The following is a 16537-nucleotide window of genomic DNA, read 5'->3' as shown; positions in this document are numbered from 1 at the left end:
CGGCGGGAAGACGGCGGAGGGATTCACAGGTGAAAGGATTCGCCTTTATGGTGGCGCGGTGCGGGTGGAACGGGCGCGATACTTCCTGGCGGCGATCGAGACGGGCTCGCTGCGTGCGGCGGCGGCCAGGTGCGGGGTCAGCCAGCCGACCGTCGGGCAGCAGATCGCCCTGCTGGAGGAGGAGCTCGACGTCGTGCTGCTCACCCGCAGCAGGCACGGCGTGCACCCGACGCCGGCCGGCCAGGCGCTGATCGAGCCGCTGCGCAGGCTGGTCGCGGCCGAGGAGGCGGTGCGCGAGTCGGCGATGGAGACGAGCGGCTCCTATCGCGGGCGGGTGCAGATCGGCGGCGTCACGGTGGCCGTGGAGACCGTGATCGCGCCGGTGGTGGGCCGGTTGCGGCGTTATCACCCGGGGCTGCGGTTCAGCGTGCGCGAGGGCGCGTCGGCGGCCGTCGAGGCGGCGGTGCTGGACGGCGAGCTGGACTTCGGGGTGGTCACCATGCCGGCCGGGCCGGCCGCGCCGGGACTGCGCAGGATCCCGCTGGCGTCGGCGCCGGTCGGCGTGTACGCGCGTACCGACCACCCCTTGGCGGGCCGCGACCAGGTGCAGTGGCGTGACCTGGAGAGCTGGCCGGTCGTCACCATGCGGGCGGGCACCGTCATGTGGGAGACCCTGCACCGGCACGTGCCCGCCCCCGACGTCGTCGTGCAGGCCATGTCGGCGCGGACGGTCAAGGTGATGGTCGGCCAAGGGGTCGGGCTGGGCGTGCTCGCCCGCTTCGACACCTCGGCCGACATCACCGACGTGGTGTGGCTCCCGCTGTCCGACGCAGAGCCCGTGCACCTGTGCCTGACCCAGCGTCAGGACAGCAGGCCGTCGCCGTCCGCGCTCATCGTGCGCCGGCTCATCAGGGACCGGGCGGGCGAGCTGGTCAGCTGATGGCGCAGGTGTTGACCAGGTCACCCGAGGTCGCGCGGGGGACGGTGGCGCTGCGCGGCGGCTGCTTGCCGCGGTCGGTCCAGCGCTCCAGGGCCTCGAACGCCGTCCGCATGCACGGCAGCAGGGGCCGCATGCGGTCGGGGAACATGTCGTACTCGATGTCGAGGTGCGAGGCGCCCTCCATGCGGTAGTAGCGGTGCAGCGCGCCCCTGCCCTGCTCGCGCACGGCCTGGGCGTAGGCGTCGCCGTGCACCCTGATCGGCAGCAGCGTGTCGAGCGTGCCCATCACGGTGATCAGCGGCTTGCCGATGCGGCCGGAGTGGGAGGCCCGCCGTACGGCGTCGTGCACGCTCTTCGGGCGATTGGCGTAGTCGTAGTCGGCGTCGCAGTTGGGGGTGCCGCTCTGGCAGTACGGGATGCCGGCGTCCAGGTCGCCGTCGAAGCCGGGGTCCACCTCCTCGCGGTAGCGGCGCTGGGTGCCGTCCCACAGGACGCTGTAGTTGAAGTCCCACAGGAACTCAGAGCCCGGCGCGAAGCCCGCCCGCAGCATCGCGGCGTGCGCCTGCTCGTCGCCGGTCGCCTTGTACTTGGGGTATTCGCGCAGCGCCACCGGCAGGTACGTCAGCGCGTTGCGCTGCTGGCCGCTCGGCGGCCAGTAGGTGCCCTCGGAGTCGACGCCGCCGTCGTACAGCTCGGGGTGGTTCTCCAGCGCCCACCGGACGAGCTGGCCGCCGTTGGAGATGCCCATCGCGTACGTCCTGCGCGCCTGCCGGCCGTAGTGGCGGGCCACGGTGGCCTTGGCGGCGACCGTCACCTCGGTCATCCGGTGGTACCACTCCCGGATGGCGTCGCCCGGCCGCTTGCCGTCGTGGTAGAAGTTCGCGTCCACGTTGCCCTTGTCGGTGGAGGCGTAGGCGTACCCCTTGGCCAGCACGAAGTCCGCGATCGTGTAGTCGTTGGCGTACTGGCGGCGGTTACCCGGCGCGCCGGCGACGACCAGCCCGCCGTTCCACCGCTCGGGGAGGCGGATGACGAACTGGGCGTCGTGGTTCCAGCCGTGGGTGGGGTTGGCGGTGGAGGTGTCGGCGAAGTAGCCGTCGATCTGGATGCCGGGCACGCCGCTCGGGTTGCGGGTGCCGGCCGCGTGCAGGCCCTGCCAGTCGGCCTGGTCGGTGTGGCCCGAGGCGAGCGTGCCGGCCGTGGTGAGGTCGTCCAGGCAGGCGGCGACCTGGTGCTGCGCGCCGGGCACGCGCAGCCGGTTGATGCCGTGGCAGCGGGCGTCCGCGGCGGCGGGGGACGCCACCGGCGCCAGGGGGATCGCCACGAGCGCGGCCATCAGGGCGGAGAGAGACGTTCGGCGAAGGGACAGAGGCATGTGCGACTCCCATCGATCAGACGGACGCCATGCTGATCCAGCGTTCCCGGCGCGGCGACGTACGTGATCTCCACTGTTCGGCGGCGACCTGTGGAGGGGGTGTCCACCGGTTCGCCGGTGAGAGCCCGATCGGCCGGCCGGAAGGCCGGAACAGGCGCCGGATGCCGCGTACCGGTGTGTGTCACCGCATAACGGGCGGCCCGAATGTGTGGGTGCCTCACCTGGTCCGCCGTCGTGGGCGCGACCTAGCGTTCACGGTGTCCGAGGTCGCGTTGTGACACGTGAGGAGGGCGCATGGGAGCAGGCCCCACGGGCTCCGCGGGTTCCGCGGCGCAGGCGGCGAGCCCGCCCGCCGGGCCGGTGCTGCGGGCGCGCGGGCTGGTCAGGGAGTTCCGCGGGTTCCGCGCCGTGGACGGCGTCGATCTCGACGTGGCCGAGGGCAGCGTGCACGCGCTGGTGGGGCCGAACGGCGCCGGCAAGACCACCCTGTTCAACCTGCTCACCGGCTTCCTGAAGCCCACCGCGGGCAGCGTGGTGATCGACGGGCACCGGGAGCTGGTCGGCCGCAGCCCCGAGGCGATCAGCCGGCTCGGCGTGGCGCGCTCGTTCCAGATCACCAGCCTGTTCACCGACCTGACCCCGCAGCAGCATGTGGAGCTGGCGCTGGCCGGGCCGACGGGCCTCGGCTGGCGGTTCTGGCGCTCCGACCGGGCGCTGGAACGCTTCGCCGCGCCCGCCGCCGAGCTGCTGGACCGGGTCGGGCTCGCGGGCCACGCGGGCGTCCCGGCCGGCTCGCTGTCGTACGGCCGCAAAAGGGCGCTCGAGCTGGCGCTCGCGCTGGCCATGGACCCCAAGGTGCTGCTGCTCGACGAGCCGACCGCCGGGATGGGCGTCGAGGACGTGGACCGCACCATCGAGCTCGTCCGCACCATCCGCGCGGGCCGCACCGTCGTCATGGTGGAGCACAACATGAACGTGGTCGCCAGCCTCGCCGACCAGGTGACCGTGCTGCAGCACGGCAAGGTGCTGGTCGAGGGCGCGTACGCCGAGATCCGCCACGACCCCCGCGTCATCACCGCCTACCTCGGAGACGCCGATGCTGCGCGTTGAGGGACTGTCCGCCTGGTACGGCGAGGCGCAGGCGCTGCGCGAGGTGTCCATGCAGGTCGACGAGGGCGAGATCGTCACCCTGGTCGGCCGCAACGGCGCCGGCAAGACCACGCTGCTGCGCTGCCTGATGGGCCTGCACGGCACGTACGGCAGGACGACCGGCACGATCGCGCTGTCCGGCGCCGACGTCACGGCGCTGCCCCCGCACGCCAGGGCCAGGCGCGGCCTCGGCTACGTCCCCGACGACCGCGGCATCTACGCGACGCTGTCGGTGGAGGAGAACCTGACGCTGGCGCCGCCGGTCAAGGGCGGCGGCCCGGAGCCGTGGTCGCTGGAGCGGGTCTACGAGACGTTCCCGCACCTGAAGGAGCGGCGCCGCTCGCCCGGCACCACGCTGTCGGGCGGCGAGCAGCAGATGCTCGTGCTGGCCAGGGTGCTGCGCACCGGCGCCAGGCTGCTGCTCTGCGACGAGCCCACCGAGGGCCTGTCGCCGCTGTTCGTGCAGCGCATCGGCGAGATCCTGCGCGAGGTGCGCGCGGCGGGCACGACGGTGCTGCTGGTCGAGCAGAACGTGCACTTCGCCGCCACGGTCGCCGACCGCCACTACCTGCTGGCCGAAGGGCGGATCGTCGAGTCGCTCGACCGCGACCAGGTACGCGAACGCGAGCACCAGCTCCTCGAATACCTCGGAATCTGACGACATATGGACGATTCGCCACCCCTGAGGAAGACAGAACGGTAGAGGAGATGCCGCACATGAGAATCACGGGCTGGAGCGGCGGGCTGGCCGCCGCGACGCTGGTGCTGGCCGGATGCGGCGGCGGGCCCGGCGGTGGCGGCGGCGCGATCAGCGACGGCGGGGTGGTGCTGGCCGTGCTGAACGACCAGTCGGGCATCTACGCCGACACCTCGGGCCGCAGCACGGTCGAGGCCGTCAAGATGGCGGTGGACGACTACCGCGCCAAATACGGCGACAAGGCGGTGGCCAAGCAGGTCGAGGTGGTGGCCGCCGACCACCAGAACAAGCCCGAGATCGCCAACTCCAAGGCGCAGGAGCTCTACGACCGCGAGCACGCCGACGTCATCCTCGACGTGCCCACCTCCTCGGCCGCGCTCGCCGTCGCCACGGTCGCCAAGAACAAGAAGAAGGTCTTCATCGACGTCGGCGCCGCCAGCACCGAGCTGGAGGGCAAGGCGTGCAACAAGTACACCTTCCACTACGGCTACAACAGCTACATGCTGGCCCACGGCACCGGCACCGAGGTCACCAAGGACGGCGCGAAGAACTGGTACATCGTCTACCCCGACTACGCGTTCGGGCAGGACATGAACAAGACGTTCAGCACCGCCATCCAGGGGGCCGGCGGCTCCGTGGTGCAGTCGGACCCGACGCCGTTCCCCAACGACAACTTCTCCACGTTCCTGCTCAAGGCCCCTGGGCTCGACCCGAAGCCGCAGGTGCTCGGCACGATGCACGCCGGCGGTGACCTGATCAACCTGGTCAAGCAGTATAACGAGTACAAGCTGCGCGACAAGGGCGTGCAGCTCGCGCTCGGCCTGCTGTCGATGAGCGACATCCACTCGCTCGGGCCCGACGCCCTGGCCGGCACCCGCTACACCACCATGTGGGCCTGGACCTTCGACGAGCAGACCCGCGCCTGGGCCGACAAGTTCCAGGCCAAGGTCGGCAAGCGGCCCACCTCCAACATGGCCGCCAACTACTCGGCCGCCCTGCAGTACCTGGAAGCCGTGCAGCGCGCCGGCACCGACAACTCCGACAAGGTGGTCGCCCAGCTCGAAGGCCACTCCATGGAGGACATGTTCGTCCGCAACGGCACCATCCGCGCCCAGGACCACCTGCTGCTGCACGACGCGTACCTGACGGAGGTCAAGGCGAAGAGCGAGGTCAAGGAGCCGTACGACTACGAGAAGGTGCTCAAGACCATCCCGGCCGCTGAGGCGTTCCAGCCGCAGCCCGACCCGGCCTGCAAGCTGTAGGCGGCCGGCGTGCTCCAGCAGGCGTTCAACGGGCTGGTGGGCGGGTCGTTCTACGCCCTGCTCGCCCTCGGCCTGGCCGTCATCTTCGGCATGCTGGGCGTGGTCAACCTCGCCCACGGCGCGTTCTACATGCTCGGTGCCTTCGGCGCGTTCATCGCGCTCGACTCGTTCGGGCTGAACTTCTGGGTGGCGCTCGCGCTGGTGCCGCTGGTGCTCGGCGTGGCGGGCGCGGTGCTGGAACGATTGTTCATCCGGCGGCTCGCGCCGCTCGACCCGCTCTACAACTTCCTGTTCACGTTCGGGCTCGCGCTGATACTCCAGGACCTCATCCGCCGCGAGTACGGCGTCAACTCCCAGCCCTACCCCCGGCCGCCCGCCCTGGAGGGCACGGTCGACCTGGGGCTGTTCACCTATCCGGCGTACCAGGTGTTCGTGCTCGGCGTCTCGGTCCTGATGTGCCTCGCGGTGTGGGTGGTGCTCACCAGGACCCGCGTCGGCATGATCGTCAGGGCCTCGACCGAGCGGCCCGAGCTGACCCGCGCGCTCGGCATCGACGTCGGCCGCTGGGTGACGCCGGTGTTCGGCTTCGGCATCGCGCTGGCCGCCTTCGCCGGGGTGCTGGCCGCGCCGATGCGCGCGGTCAACCCGCTGATGGGCGCCGACCTGATCATCACGGTCTTCGCCGTGGTCGTGATCGGCGGGCTCGGCTCGGTGTTCGGCTCGGTCGCCGCCGGGTTCGCCGTGGGGCTGGTGTCGGCGCTGGGCAACCTGTACGTGCCCGCGCTCTCCCAGATCCTCGTCTTCATCCTGATGGCCGCCGTGCTGCTGTGGCGGCCCGCCGGGTTGTTCGGACGCGAGGAGGCGTACCGGTGATCATGTCCAGGCTGGCCCGCTCCGGCAGGGGCGGGATCGTGCTCCTGGTGGCCGGGCTCGTCGCCGCCCTCGTCCTGCCGTGGCTCATCTACCCGCCGGTCGCGCTGGACATCGTCTGCTGGGCGCTGTTCGCCGCGGCCGTGGACCTGCTGCTCGGCTTCACCGGGCTGCTGTCGTTCGGGCACGCCGCGTTCTGGGGCGGGTCGGCGTACGCCACAGGGCTGATCGTGCTGCACGGCGGGCTGCCGTTCCCGGTGGCGATCATCGGCGGCGCGGTGTTCGCGGCACTGCTCGCACTGCCGATCGGCTACCTGTCCGTCCGCCTGACCGGCATCTACTTCGCGATGGTCACCCTGGCCTTCGCCCAGATGCTCTACTTCCTGGCCAACCAGTGGCGCGGCGTCACCGGCGGCGAGAACGGCCTGCAGGGCATCCCGCGCGACCTGCTCGGCCTCGACCTCAACGACCCCTTCTATTTCTATTACGCGGGGCTGCCGTTCGTGCTGCTCGGCCTCGCCGCCGCCTGGCGGATCGTGCGCTCGCCGTTCGGCCGGGTGCTCGTCTCCATCAGGGACAACCCCTCCCGCGCCCGCGCACTCGGCTACCCCGTCGAGCGGTACCGGCTGCTCGCGTTCGTGCTGTCGGCCGCGCTCGCGGGCGTCGCCGGCGGCGTCTTCGCCATCGGGCACGGCTTCGCCTCGCTCGACGGCCTCTACTGGACCACCTCGGGCCAGGTCGTGATGATGGTCATCCTCGGCGGCATCGGCACGCTGTGGGGCGGTGCCATCGGCGCCGCCATCGTCGTCCAGCTCCAGGACTTCCTCGCCACCGCCGGGTTCGAGGGCATCGGCATCGTCACCGGCACCATCTTCATCGTCATCGTGCTGCTGTTCCGTCGCGGCATCTGGGGGACCGTCCGCCACCTGATCGCCACCCGCCGTACCACGCCGCCGCTCAGCTCCGCAGCCGATGCAGGCGCAGCGCCAGCTGGATCTCCAGAGCCCGCTCCGGCTCCTGCCAGTCCTCGCCCAGCAGGCGGCTCACCCGATGCAGCCGCTGGTGAACGGTGTTGATGTGGACGTGCAGCCGCTCCGCCGTCCTGGACAGCGCGCACCTGCTGCCGAAGTACGTCTCCAGCGTCCGCACCAGCGACGTGCCCCGGCGCGCGTCGTAGTCGAGCACCGGGCCCAGCGTCGCCTCCAGGAACCCCTTGGCGTCGCGGTGCGCGCCGATCAGCAGGCCGACGAAGCCCAGCTCGCGGGCGTCGGCGCCGTCGTCCATGCGGTCGAGCGCGAGCAGCGTGTCGGCGCACCGCCTGGCCTCCCGGTGCGCGGCGGGCACCCCGGACAGGTCGCGCACCGGGCCCGCCGCGCCGACCGTCACCGGCGCCGCCAGCGCCGCCCCCAGCTCCTTGGCCACCCGCCGTGCCGTCTCACCTGGCACGTCGCCGGGCAGCAGCAGCACGACCTCCTCCCCGCGCGCCGCCGCCAGCCCGTGCGCCGCCGCCGCATAGGACGCCGCCCAGAACGCGGCCCGTCCGCGATGCCTGGGCGAGGCGCACCGCGCCGACAGCACCACGTAGGGCACGTTGCGCTCCAGCCCCACCCGCCGGATCCGCGCCTCAAGCGCAGCCGCCCCCTCTACCCGGGAGTCCGTGCTGTCGCGGGCCTTGCCGTCCAGGAGGTCGTCGAGCAGCTCGCCCTGGACGCGCGCCTCGGCCTCCGCCGGGCTTCTGCGCAGCAGCATCACCAGCGCCGTCACCAGCGCGGCGCGTTCCAGGATGCGGCGGTCGGCGTCGTCAAGGTCGGCGTCCGTACGCAGGGCCAGCGTGCCCAGCACCTCGCCGGGCGTCGAGATCGGGGTGATCCATAGGTCGCCGTGCCGGGTGGTGCCGCCCCGGGGATGCGTGGGGGCGGTGACGGCCGGCAGGTCGTCCTCGGCCGGCGGCACCGCCTCGCCCGAGGCGACCAGGCAGCGGCCGGCCGCGTCCAGCACGTACAGGGTGCCGCCCAGCACCTCGGTGACCACCGCCGCCACGTCGCCCGCGTCGCCGCCCTTGACGACCAGCGCCGTCATCCGGTCGTGCGCCTGCGCCGCCCGCTCGATCGCCGCGCCGCGCGCCCGCAGCCGCCCGTTGACCGCGTCCATCTCCTCGACCGTCGCCCTGGTCTCCGCCAGCAGCCGCGCGTTGCCGATGGCCAGCGCCGCGTGCGCGGCCAGCGAGCCCAGCAGCACCGCCTGCTCGGGCGCGAACGGCCGCTCGGTGCGGTTGGCCGCGTACAGCACGCCGATCACCCGGCTGCCCACCCGCATCGGCACGCCCAGGATCGCCACCAGCGCCTCCTCGGCCACCGCCGCGTCGATGAACGCCTGGTGCCTGAACTGCGGGTCGCGCAGGTAGTGCTCGGTGCTGTACGGCATCGCGGTCTGCGCCACCAGCCCGCCGAGGCCGTCACCGAGCGGGATCCGCAGCCGCCGGAACGCGGCCGAGATCGAGCCGTCCGTCATGCGCATGCGGGTCTCGCCGCACTCGTCGTCGTTGAGCGTCACGTACGCGATGTCGGCGTTCAGCAGCCGCCTGGCGCGGCGCACGATCGCCTCCAGGATCGCGTCGAGGTCGCGCAGCCCGGCCAGGTCGCCGGCCAGGTCGAACAGCGCGGTCAGCTCGGCCTCGCGGCGCGCCTGCCTGCGCATGCCGGCGCTCACCCGCAGCGCGGTCAGCTTGGCCGCCTCCAGCTGAGTCAGCGTCTCAGGGGTCGCGCCCGCCGCGCGGGCCGAGGCCACCGGCTCCTCGAACTCGACCGGCGCGGCCTCCCTGGCCAGCAGGTCGAGGAAGACGTTGCACGAGGCGAGGGGGGTTTGCACGGTCATTTGCACGGTCATCGGCGCGTCCGTCCGGGTGCGGGGGGTCGGCGGCGGCACAGTCTGGGGCACGCCCTGGGGCGCTGGCCGGGGCGCTGTTCGGGGCGCTGCCCGGGGTGCGGGCCGGGGCGCGGGCACGGCATGGTCACGCATGCGGGCCGGCGGGTCGTGTGCGTGGAAGGGTGGTCAGGTCCTGCGGCAGGGCATGCAATGGGGCCTCCAGAGCACAACGAGCAGGGGTCTGATCGGAGTCCGCCAGGTTACTAAGCGCATAGTCAGTCCGTGAACGGTCGCTTGTCAACCGGTGGCCGGACTATTCGCCGTCCGGCGCCAGCAGCTTCAGCGCGAGGTCGGCGTAGAACTCGCCGAGCTGCTCAGGGGAGTCGGGCCCGTCCAGCCGGTACCACCGGACCAGGTCTATGGTCAGCGACAACATCGCCCGCGTGACCCGCTTGACGTCGACTTTCGCGAACGACCCGTCCGCCACGCCGCGCGCCACCGCGCCCCTGAAGTAGCCGTTGGTCTGGTGGCGCAGTTCCACGATCTCGCCGTAGTGTTCGGGGGTCAGATGGTTCAGCTCCATCTGGCAGACGCGCGCCGTCACGTGGTGACGGGCATGCCACACCGTGTACGCCGACACGATCGCCCGCAACCGCTCCGCCGACCCCTCAAGGGCCACGATCGCCGGGTCCCTGATGTGCGCGAGCACCCGCTCATGGCCGGCCCTGATCACCTCGAACAGGACCAGCTCCTTCGACGGGAAGTGCACGTAGAGCGCGGCCGGGCTGAGCCCGACGCACTCGGCGATGTCGCGCGTCGTCGTGGCGTGGAAGCCGTTGGCGGCGAAGCAGCGCACCGCCGACGACAGCAGGCCGCGCTGCACCTCCCCGAGGTCCGCCCGCCACAGATCGGGAGAGTGGTCACGCAGCCGGGGATCTGCCGCCAAGTCCTGCGCGGTGAATCGGGCCTGCCGTCGGGCCATCCGCGACCCTCGCCCCCTTCGACTCCGAGTGCGTGGTATCGATGCCGCCCGCGGAGCCCGCCGGCCACCTGGTCGTGACCTCTTGCCGCGAGTGTTTCGTACTCGCAGTCTAGAGCTGACTATGCGCTTAGTCACCACCTCTCTCGAAGCCCGTTGCTCAGCCGGGCAGCGCGTCCCGGATGAGCGCCGCGTCACCGTCGAGCAGGCCCCGCGCCCGCCGCCGCCCACCGGCTGCGATCACGATCCCGTCACCCGGATGACGCGGCACCACATGCAGGTGGAGATGGAAAACGTCCTGCCCGGCAGCCACCCCGTCGGCCAGCGACAGCCGCACCCCCTCACACCGCACCCCGGCTCCCTGCGAGCCGGCCGCTGCGCGCAGGCCGGCGGCGACCCTCCGGGCGGCGTGCCAGAGGGGCGCGCCGATCTCGTCGGTCGCGTCGGTGAGGCCGACCATGTGGGTGCGGGGGATCACGAGCGTGTGGCCGATGGTGGCCGGGTGGATGTCGAGGATCGCCATCACGCTGTCGTCCTCGTGGACGACGCTCGCCTCGGCGCGCCCGGCGACGATCTCGCAGAAGATGCAGCCGTTCATGCGCATCATCCTTCCGGGCCGCGGCCGCTCATCGCATCCGCATCACACGTCGCCGCATCCGCTTCCGGACGCGCGGACGGCGTTGCGCCGTACGAGGGCGGTGACCGCGGCGCCGGCGAGCGCGAGGGGGCCGCCGACGAGGACGGCCGGCTCGTACGCGTCCCTGACCCCGCCCATGACGACGCGCCTGACCCTGCCCCAGGCCGCCGCAGGCGCGGCACGGGCCACCTCCTACCGCGCATGCCACCAGGGAAGCGCCGCTGTCGGTTCTGTACAAGACCGGGAGGGGCTCGGCCGCCTAATGTCACGTTCATCGACGAAAGCGACGAAGGAAAGAGGACGCAGCCGTGGGCAAGATCGTGTCGAGCTTCTTCATCTCGGTGGACGGCGTAGTCGAGTCGCCGGACCAGTGGCACTTCCCGTACTGGTGCGATGAGATGGGAGCGTTCGTCCAGGCCGGGATGGAGAGCGCGGCCGGCTTCCTGATGGGCAGGAAGCTGTACGACGAGTGGTCCAGCTACTGGACGACCACCGACGCCGACCCCGAGATCGCCGCGACGTTCAACGAGGCAAGGAAGTTCGTCGTCTCCAGCTCCCTGGAGAAGGCCGACTGGGCCAACACCACCGTCATCTCGGGCGACGTCGCCGCCGGGCTGCGCGAGCTCAAGGAGCGGAGCGAGGGCGACCTGCAGATGTCGGGGTCGGCGACGACCGTGCGGTGGCTGCTCGCCAACGGCCTGCTGGACGAGCTGCACCTGCTCGTCCACCCGATCGCGGTGGGACGCGGGCAGCGACTGTTCGAGGACACGCCGACGCACCCGCTCAAGCTGACCGGGTCGGAGACGTGGTCGTCGGGCGTGATCCTGGCGAGTTACGCCCCCGCCGGCGCCTGAGGGGGCACGCTCAACGGGGGCGGGCGCGGCTGGGTGGCCTCAGCGCGAGACGTCGTGCAGGCCGAGCAACTCCACGGCCTTGTCACGCATCTCGACCTTGCGGATCTTCCCCGTCACGGTCATCGGGAAGGCGTCCACGAGGTGCACGTACCGGGGGATCTTGAAGTGGGCGAGGCGTCCGGCGCAGTACTCCCTGACCGCCTCGGCGGTGAGCGGCGGCGCGCCGGGCCGCAGCACGATCCAGGCCATCAGCTCCTCGCCGTACTTGGCGTCCGGCACCCCGATCACCTGGACGTCCGCGATGTCGGGATGCGTGTAGAGGTACTCCTCGACCTCGCGCGGGTAGACGTTCTCGCCGCCGCGGATCACCATGTCCTTGATCCGGCCGACGATGTTGACGTACCCCTCCTCGTCCATGGTGGCGAGGTCGCCGGTGTGCATCCAGCGGGCGGTGTCGATGGCCTCGGCGGTCTTGTCGGGCTGGTCCCAGTAGCCGAGCATCACGGAGTAGCCGCGGGTGCACAGCTCGCCGGGCTCGCCGCGAGGGACCGCGAGGCCGGTCTCCGGGTGCACGATCTTGATCTCCAGGTGCGGCATGACCTGCCCGACCGTCTCCGTACGCCGGGCCAGCCCGTCGTCCCGCCTGGTCATCGTGGACACCGGGGAGGTCTCGGTCATGCCGTAACAGATCGCCACCTCGCTCATGTGCATCTCGCCGATCACCCGCTTCATCACCTCGACCGGGCACGGCGAGCCCGCCATGATGCCGGTGCGCAGCGACGACAGGTCGTAGCCGGCGAAGCGCGGATGGCCCAGCTCGGCGATGAACATGGTCGGCACGCCGTACAGGGACGTGCACCGCTCGCTCTCGACCGCCCGCAGCGTCGCCTCGGGGTCGAAGCCGGGCGCGGGCAGCACGACGCAGGCCCCGTGGGAGGTCGCGCCCAGGTTGCCCATGACCATGCCGAAGCAGTGGTAGAGCGGCACCGGCAGGCACACCCGGTCGGCCTCGGTGTAGCCGACGCCCTCGCCGACGAAGTAGCCGTTGTTGAGGATGTTGTGGTGTGACAGCGTCGCGCCCTTGGGGAAGCCGGTCGTGCCCGAGGTGTACTGGATGTTGATCGGGTCGTCGAACGACAGCGTGGCGGCCCGTTCGCGCAGGGCGGCGGGGTCGGCGCGACGGCCCGCGGCGACCAGCTCGTCCCAGCCTGGCTCGCCGATGAACACCACGGGCTCGAACCCGATCTCGGCCAGCATCGCGCGGTAGTCGCTGGTCTTGTGCTCGACGGCGCTGACCATCAGCCGCAGGCCCGACTGCCGGACCACGAAGTCCAGCTCGTGGCCGCGGTAGGCCGGATTGACGTTGACGAGGACGGCGCCGATCTTGGCGGTGGCGTACTGCGTGAGCACCCATTCGGCGCAGTTCGGCGCCCAGATGCCGACCCGGTCGCCCTTGGCGATGCCGCGCGCGAGCAGGCCGAGCGCCACCTCGTTCACGGCGGTGTCGAACTCCGCGTACGTCCACCGCCGCCCCGTCGCCACCTCCACCAGCGCCTCCCGGCCGGGGTGCCGGGCCACCGTGCGTTCCAGGTTCTCCCCGATCGTCTCGCCCAGCAGGGGCACGGCGGAGACGCCCGACGCGTACGAGAGCGGTGAATCACTCATGATGCGAAGCATCCGTCAGCGGGGACGCCCGCGCCAGCCCCGGCTCACGGAGCGCCCTGCGGTTTTCCGCAGGAGAAGTGGACGGAGCACCGCATTCTGCCGCGATCCGGCGGTCCCTAGCGTTAGGGATCATGATGCAGACGCTGATGAACGTGCTGGTGGCGGCGAGCGTGGCGACGGCCGGACCGGGGGTGGGCCAGGACCTGGAGAAGATCGTCGCGGGCAAGGGCGCGACGGCCGCGCTGGCCCGCGTGACCGACGGCGGGAAGACGTGGGCGGGCGCCGCCGGCGTACGCGACCTGCGCCGCGCCGGCAGACCCGCGCCGAACGGCTACTTCAGGATCGGCAGCGTGACCAAGACCTTCGTCGCCACCGTGGTGCTCCAGCTCGTGGACGAGGGCAAGGTGCGCCTCGACGACCCCATCGCCGATCACCTGCCGGGGCTGGTGCCCGGTGGCGAGAAGATCACCGTCCGGGCGCTCCTCGACCACACGAGCCACCTGTACGACTACATGAGCGAGCCCGGCCATTCCACCAACCGGTGGCGCGGCACGGCCAGGTTCCGCTCGTACCGGCCGAAGGACCTGCTCAAGGTGGCCTTCGCCAAGAAGCTGCCCGACGACGGGAAGTGGCACTACTCCAACACCAACTACGTGGTGCTCGGCCTGCTGGTGGAGAAGCTGACCGGCCGACCGTACGGGAAGGAGGTCGAGCGCCGCATCCTGCGCCCGCTGAAGCTGCGGCACACGCTGGTGCCGGGCAACAGGGCGGGGGTGCCGTCGCCGCACGCCAAGGGGTACGAGCCGGTGGACGGCGAGCTGGTGGACGCGACCAGGATGAACCCGTCGCTCGACTGGGCGGCCGGCGAGATGATCTCGACTGCGGCCGACCTCGACCGGTTCATGGCGGCGCTGCTGGGCGGCAAGCTGACCAGCGCCGAGTCGCTGCGCGCCATGCGGACGACCGTCGAGACGGGGGCCGGGTTCGGCTACGGGCTGGGGCTGCAGGCGTACAAGCTGCCGTGCGGCACGGTCTGGGGGCACAGCGGCGAGCTGATCGGCTATCTGACCTTCGTCTTCCGCTCCGACACCGGCAAGTCGCTCACCCTCTCGCTCAACCCCTCGACCCGCAACCCGTCGACGGAGGAGGTCATGGGCATCGCGGTGAAGACGTTCTGCGGCTGACGCGAGGTCCGAAGGCCGCCAGCGCACGCGGTGAGCACCCGCGACAGTGGACGTTCATGACCACGACCGTCCACGCTCACACCGCGATCGAGCCGAACATCCTCTACTTCGGCACCCCCGTCGTCCTGATCTCCACCGCGAACGAGGACGGCACGCCCAACCTGGCCCCGATGTCGTCGGCCTTCTGGCTCGGCTGGCGGGCCGTGCTCGGCCTCGGCCGGCGCGCCAAGACCGCGCAGAACCTGCTGCGCACCCGCGAGTGCGTGCTGAACCTGCCGTCGGACGCGCTCGCCGCCGCCGTGGACCGGCTGGCGCTCACCACCGGCTCCGACCCCGTGCCCGAGGGCAAGCAGCGGCGGGGCTACCGGTTCGTCCGCGACAAGTTCGGCCGCGCCGGGCTCACCCCGCTCGCCTCGGAGACGGTGGCGCCGCCCCGCGCGGCCGAGTGCCCGGTCGCCATGGAGGCCGTGCTGGAGCGCCACCACCCCGTCGACGACGGCGGCGTGCTGGCGTTCGAGGTGCGGGTGCAGCGCGTCTGGGTGCACGAGGACATCCGCATGACGGGCACGGACGACCGCGTCGACCCGGACGCCTGGCGGCCGCTCATCATGAGCTTCCAGCACCTGTACGGCCTCGGCCCCCAGGTCCACCGCTCGACCCTGGCGACGATCCCCGAGCGCCTCTACCGGCCGGACGACGACCTGGAGCGCGCGCACGGCGTCTAGAGCAGCAGCGACCACGTCTGCTCGCCGCAGAGGCGGTCGATCTCGGCCCGCGTGAGCCACGCCGCCCTGGTGCTCTCGGACCCGGCCGGCGGGCGGGTGGCGGCGCCGGGCCCCGGCAGCGCGGCCCGGCACATCACCATGTAGGCCAGCGAGGGGTAGCGGTAGCCGGCGGGCGGCGGCTCCAGCAGCTCGATGCGCTGCCAGGCGAAGACCGACAGGGCGGACGGCGGCAGCCGCAGCCCGGTCTCCTCATGGAGCTCCCTGGCCGCCGCCTCGACGGCGCCCTCGCCCGGCTCCAGGTGGCCGCCCGGGATGTCCCAGCCGCGGCCCTCGCGGTCGACGCACGTCATCAGCGTGCGGCCGGCGGAGTCGGAGACGAACGCGAACGCCGACGTCGTCCGCCCGTCGGGCGGCAGGCTCGCGGCCCTGACGACCTCGAGGCGGTGGGCCACCGGGATCCACGGCACGGTCAGCGTGGCCAGCACTTGAGTCACCGGCTCACTCTGGTCCCCGCCGCGCGGGGGTGTCAAAACGGCTCAGAGACCCTTGCTCATGGCGCGGTTGCCCAGATAGAGGCCGATCGCGGCGACGACGCAGGCGGTGAGCGTGCCGTACAGGACGCTGGGCGCGGCCAGGTTCCCGGCGAAGAGGGCGCGCTGGGCGTCCACGATGTACGTGACCGGGTTGATCTGCCCCAGCACCTTCAGCCATCCCGGCGCGGTCTCCAGCGGCAGCAGCACCCCCGACAGCAGCAGCAACGGGAACAGCAGCGACTGGCTGACCACGTAGAACAGGGTGCCGCTCGGCACCGACTTCATCGCCAGCACGAACGACAGCGCGCCCAGCCCCACCCCGAAGATCGCCAGTTGCGCCAACCCGGCCAGCACCCCCGCCGCGTGCAGCTCGAACCCGAGCGGCAGCGCCAGCACGATGATCAGCACGGCCTGCACGACCAGCGTGACCACCGCTTTCATGCTCTTGCCGATCAGCATCGCCGTACGGCTCAGCGGCGTCACCATCATGCGCTCCATCGCGCCGCCGATCAGCTCGACCAGCAGCGTGTATCCGGAGCTCATCGGCCCGGTCAGGCACATCATGACCAGGATGCCCGGCACGAACCACTGCCACGACGGCCCGACCGCCCCGCCCAGCAACGACCCGAACAGGAACAGGAACAGCAGCGGCTGCCCCATGTCGAAGAGCATCGCGGCCGGGTTGCGCAGGCTGGGCCGCAGCTCCCTGGTGAAGACGGTGGCGGTGTCACGCAGGAACGTCGTCATCAGATACCTCCGAGGAAACTCCCGCCTTCAGGCGGGAGAGGAATCGGACCCCTGC

The 16537-nt window shown here is 71.6% G+C and carries 17 protein-coding genes; 9 read left to right on the top strand and 8 right to left on the bottom strand.

Annotated elements, in window-relative coordinates; translation table 11 throughout:
• Positions 1 to 58 precede the first annotated feature (58 nt).
• Positions 59 to 940: a LysR family transcriptional regulator gene (locus ACFFR3_RS40075; RefSeq protein ID WP_364375492.1), complete on the top strand. Its 882-nt coding sequence runs from the start codon at positions 59 to 61 to the stop codon at positions 938 to 940.
• Here ACFFR3_RS40075 and ACFFR3_RS40070 read toward each other — a convergent pair.
• Positions 933 to 2315 (bottom strand): tannase/feruloyl esterase family alpha/beta hydrolase, encoded by a 1383-nt coding sequence (locus ACFFR3_RS40070; RefSeq protein ID WP_379484822.1) that lies wholly within the window; start codon positions 2313 to 2315, stop codon positions 933 to 935. The two genes, ACFFR3_RS40075 and ACFFR3_RS40070, sit on opposite strands and share 8 nt — an antisense overlap.
• Before the next feature lie 294 nt (positions 2316 to 2609).
• On the opposite strand from ACFFR3_RS40070, the gene ACFFR3_RS40065 reads away from it, so the two are divergent.
• From ACFFR3_RS40065 to ACFFR3_RS40045, 5 genes are read left to right on the top strand one after another with little or no spacing between them, the layout of a single operon-like run.
• Positions 2610 to 3425, top strand: coding sequence for an ABC transporter ATP-binding protein (locus ACFFR3_RS40065; RefSeq protein ID WP_364375487.1), 816 nt, complete (start codon positions 2610 to 2612; stop codon positions 3423 to 3425).
• Positions 3412 to 4122 carry an ABC transporter ATP-binding protein gene (locus ACFFR3_RS40060; protein WP_364375484.1) on the top strand — a complete coding sequence of 237 codons (711 nt, stop codon included), beginning with the start codon at positions 3412 to 3414 and terminating at the stop codon, positions 4120 to 4122. The genes ACFFR3_RS40065 and ACFFR3_RS40060 overlap by 14 nt, the downstream gene beginning before the upstream one ends.
• Before the next feature lie 59 nt (positions 4123 to 4181).
• The gene (locus ACFFR3_RS40055; protein ID WP_364375481.1) at positions 4182 to 5423 is read left to right on the top strand and encodes an ABC transporter substrate-binding protein; all 1242 of its coding nucleotides are present in this window, start codon (positions 4182 to 4184) and stop codon (positions 5421 to 5423) included.
• A 9-nt stretch (positions 5424 to 5432) separates the two neighbouring features.
• A complete protein-coding gene (locus tag ACFFR3_RS40050; RefSeq protein ID WP_345394836.1) occupies positions 5433 to 6296 on the top strand; it encodes a branched-chain amino acid ABC transporter permease in 864 nt (287 codons plus the stop codon).
• Between the two features lie 2 nt (positions 6297 to 6298).
• Complete coding sequence (locus tag ACFFR3_RS40045; protein ID WP_364375832.1) at positions 6299 to 7369, top strand: branched-chain amino acid ABC transporter permease; 1071 nt, start codon at positions 6299 to 6301, stop codon at positions 7367 to 7369.
• On the opposite strand, the gene ACFFR3_RS40040 is transcribed toward ACFFR3_RS40045, so the two are convergent.
• The 4 genes from ACFFR3_RS40040 to ACFFR3_RS40025 all read right to left on the bottom strand — a co-directional run bounded on the left by ACFFR3_RS40040 (position 7251) and on the right by ACFFR3_RS40025 (position 10963).
• A complete protein-coding gene (locus ACFFR3_RS40040) occupies positions 7251 to 9167 on the bottom strand; it encodes a helix-turn-helix domain-containing protein (RefSeq protein WP_379484821.1) in 1917 nt (638 codons plus the stop codon). The two genes, ACFFR3_RS40045 and ACFFR3_RS40040, sit on opposite strands and share 119 nt — an antisense overlap.
• Before the next feature lie 304 nt (positions 9168 to 9471).
• Positions 9472 to 10104 carry a TetR/AcrR family transcriptional regulator gene (locus ACFFR3_RS40035; protein WP_364375475.1) on the bottom strand — a complete coding sequence of 211 codons (633 nt, stop codon included), beginning with the start codon at positions 10102 to 10104 and terminating at the stop codon, positions 9472 to 9474.
• Between the two features lie 193 nt (positions 10105 to 10297).
• Positions 10298 to 10735 (bottom strand): HIT family protein, encoded by a 438-nt coding sequence (locus tag ACFFR3_RS40030; RefSeq protein ID WP_345394843.1) that lies wholly within the window; start codon positions 10733 to 10735, stop codon positions 10298 to 10300.
• A 42-nt stretch (positions 10736 to 10777) separates the two neighbouring features.
• Positions 10778 to 10963 (bottom strand): hypothetical protein, encoded by a 186-nt coding sequence (locus ACFFR3_RS40025; RefSeq protein WP_345394845.1) that lies wholly within the window; start codon positions 10961 to 10963, stop codon positions 10778 to 10780.
• A gap of 119 nt (positions 10964 to 11082) precedes the next feature.
• Here ACFFR3_RS40025 and ACFFR3_RS40020 point away from each other — a divergent pair, with 119 nt between their 5' ends.
• Positions 11083 to 11628 (top strand): dihydrofolate reductase family protein, encoded by a 546-nt coding sequence (locus ACFFR3_RS40020; protein ID WP_345394847.1) that lies wholly within the window; start codon positions 11083 to 11085, stop codon positions 11626 to 11628.
• 39 nt (positions 11629 to 11667) lie between these two features.
• Here ACFFR3_RS40020 and ACFFR3_RS40015 read toward each other — a convergent pair whose 3' ends face one another.
• Positions 11668 to 13293: an AMP-binding protein gene (locus ACFFR3_RS40015; RefSeq protein WP_364375469.1), complete on the bottom strand. Its 1626-nt coding sequence runs from the start codon at positions 13291 to 13293 to the stop codon at positions 11668 to 11670.
• Positions 13294 to 13424: 131 nt separating this feature from the next.
• On the opposite strand from ACFFR3_RS40015, the gene ACFFR3_RS40010 reads away from it, so the two are divergent.
• On the top strand, positions 13425 to 14477 hold the full coding sequence (locus ACFFR3_RS40010) for a serine hydrolase domain-containing protein (RefSeq protein WP_364375466.1): 1053 nt from the start codon (positions 13425 to 13427) through the stop codon (positions 14475 to 14477).
• 56 nt (positions 14478 to 14533) lie between these two features.
• Positions 14534 to 15202 (top strand): flavin reductase family protein, encoded by a 669-nt coding sequence (locus tag ACFFR3_RS40005; RefSeq protein ID WP_364375463.1) that lies wholly within the window; start codon positions 14534 to 14536, stop codon positions 15200 to 15202.
• On the opposite strand, the gene ACFFR3_RS40000 is transcribed toward ACFFR3_RS40005, so the two are convergent.
• Positions 15199 to 15696: an NUDIX domain-containing protein gene (locus tag ACFFR3_RS40000; protein ID WP_345394854.1), complete on the bottom strand. Its 498-nt coding sequence runs from the start codon at positions 15694 to 15696 to the stop codon at positions 15199 to 15201. The genes ACFFR3_RS40005 and ACFFR3_RS40000 overlap by 4 nt on opposite strands.
• A 42-nt stretch (positions 15697 to 15738) precedes the next feature.
• Positions 15739 to 16482, bottom strand: coding sequence for an ABC transporter permease (locus tag ACFFR3_RS39995; RefSeq protein ID WP_364375460.1), 744 nt, complete (start codon positions 16480 to 16482; stop codon positions 15739 to 15741).
• Between the last annotated feature and the right edge of the window lie 55 nt (positions 16483 to 16537).

It is taken from the genome of Nonomuraea salmonea (assembly GCF_042428605.1).
In the GTDB taxonomy this organism is placed as follows: Bacteria; Actinomycetota; Actinomycetes; order Streptosporangiales; family Streptosporangiaceae; genus Nonomuraea; species Nonomuraea salmonea.
This window is presented reverse-complemented; position numbering and strand designations above follow the sequence as displayed.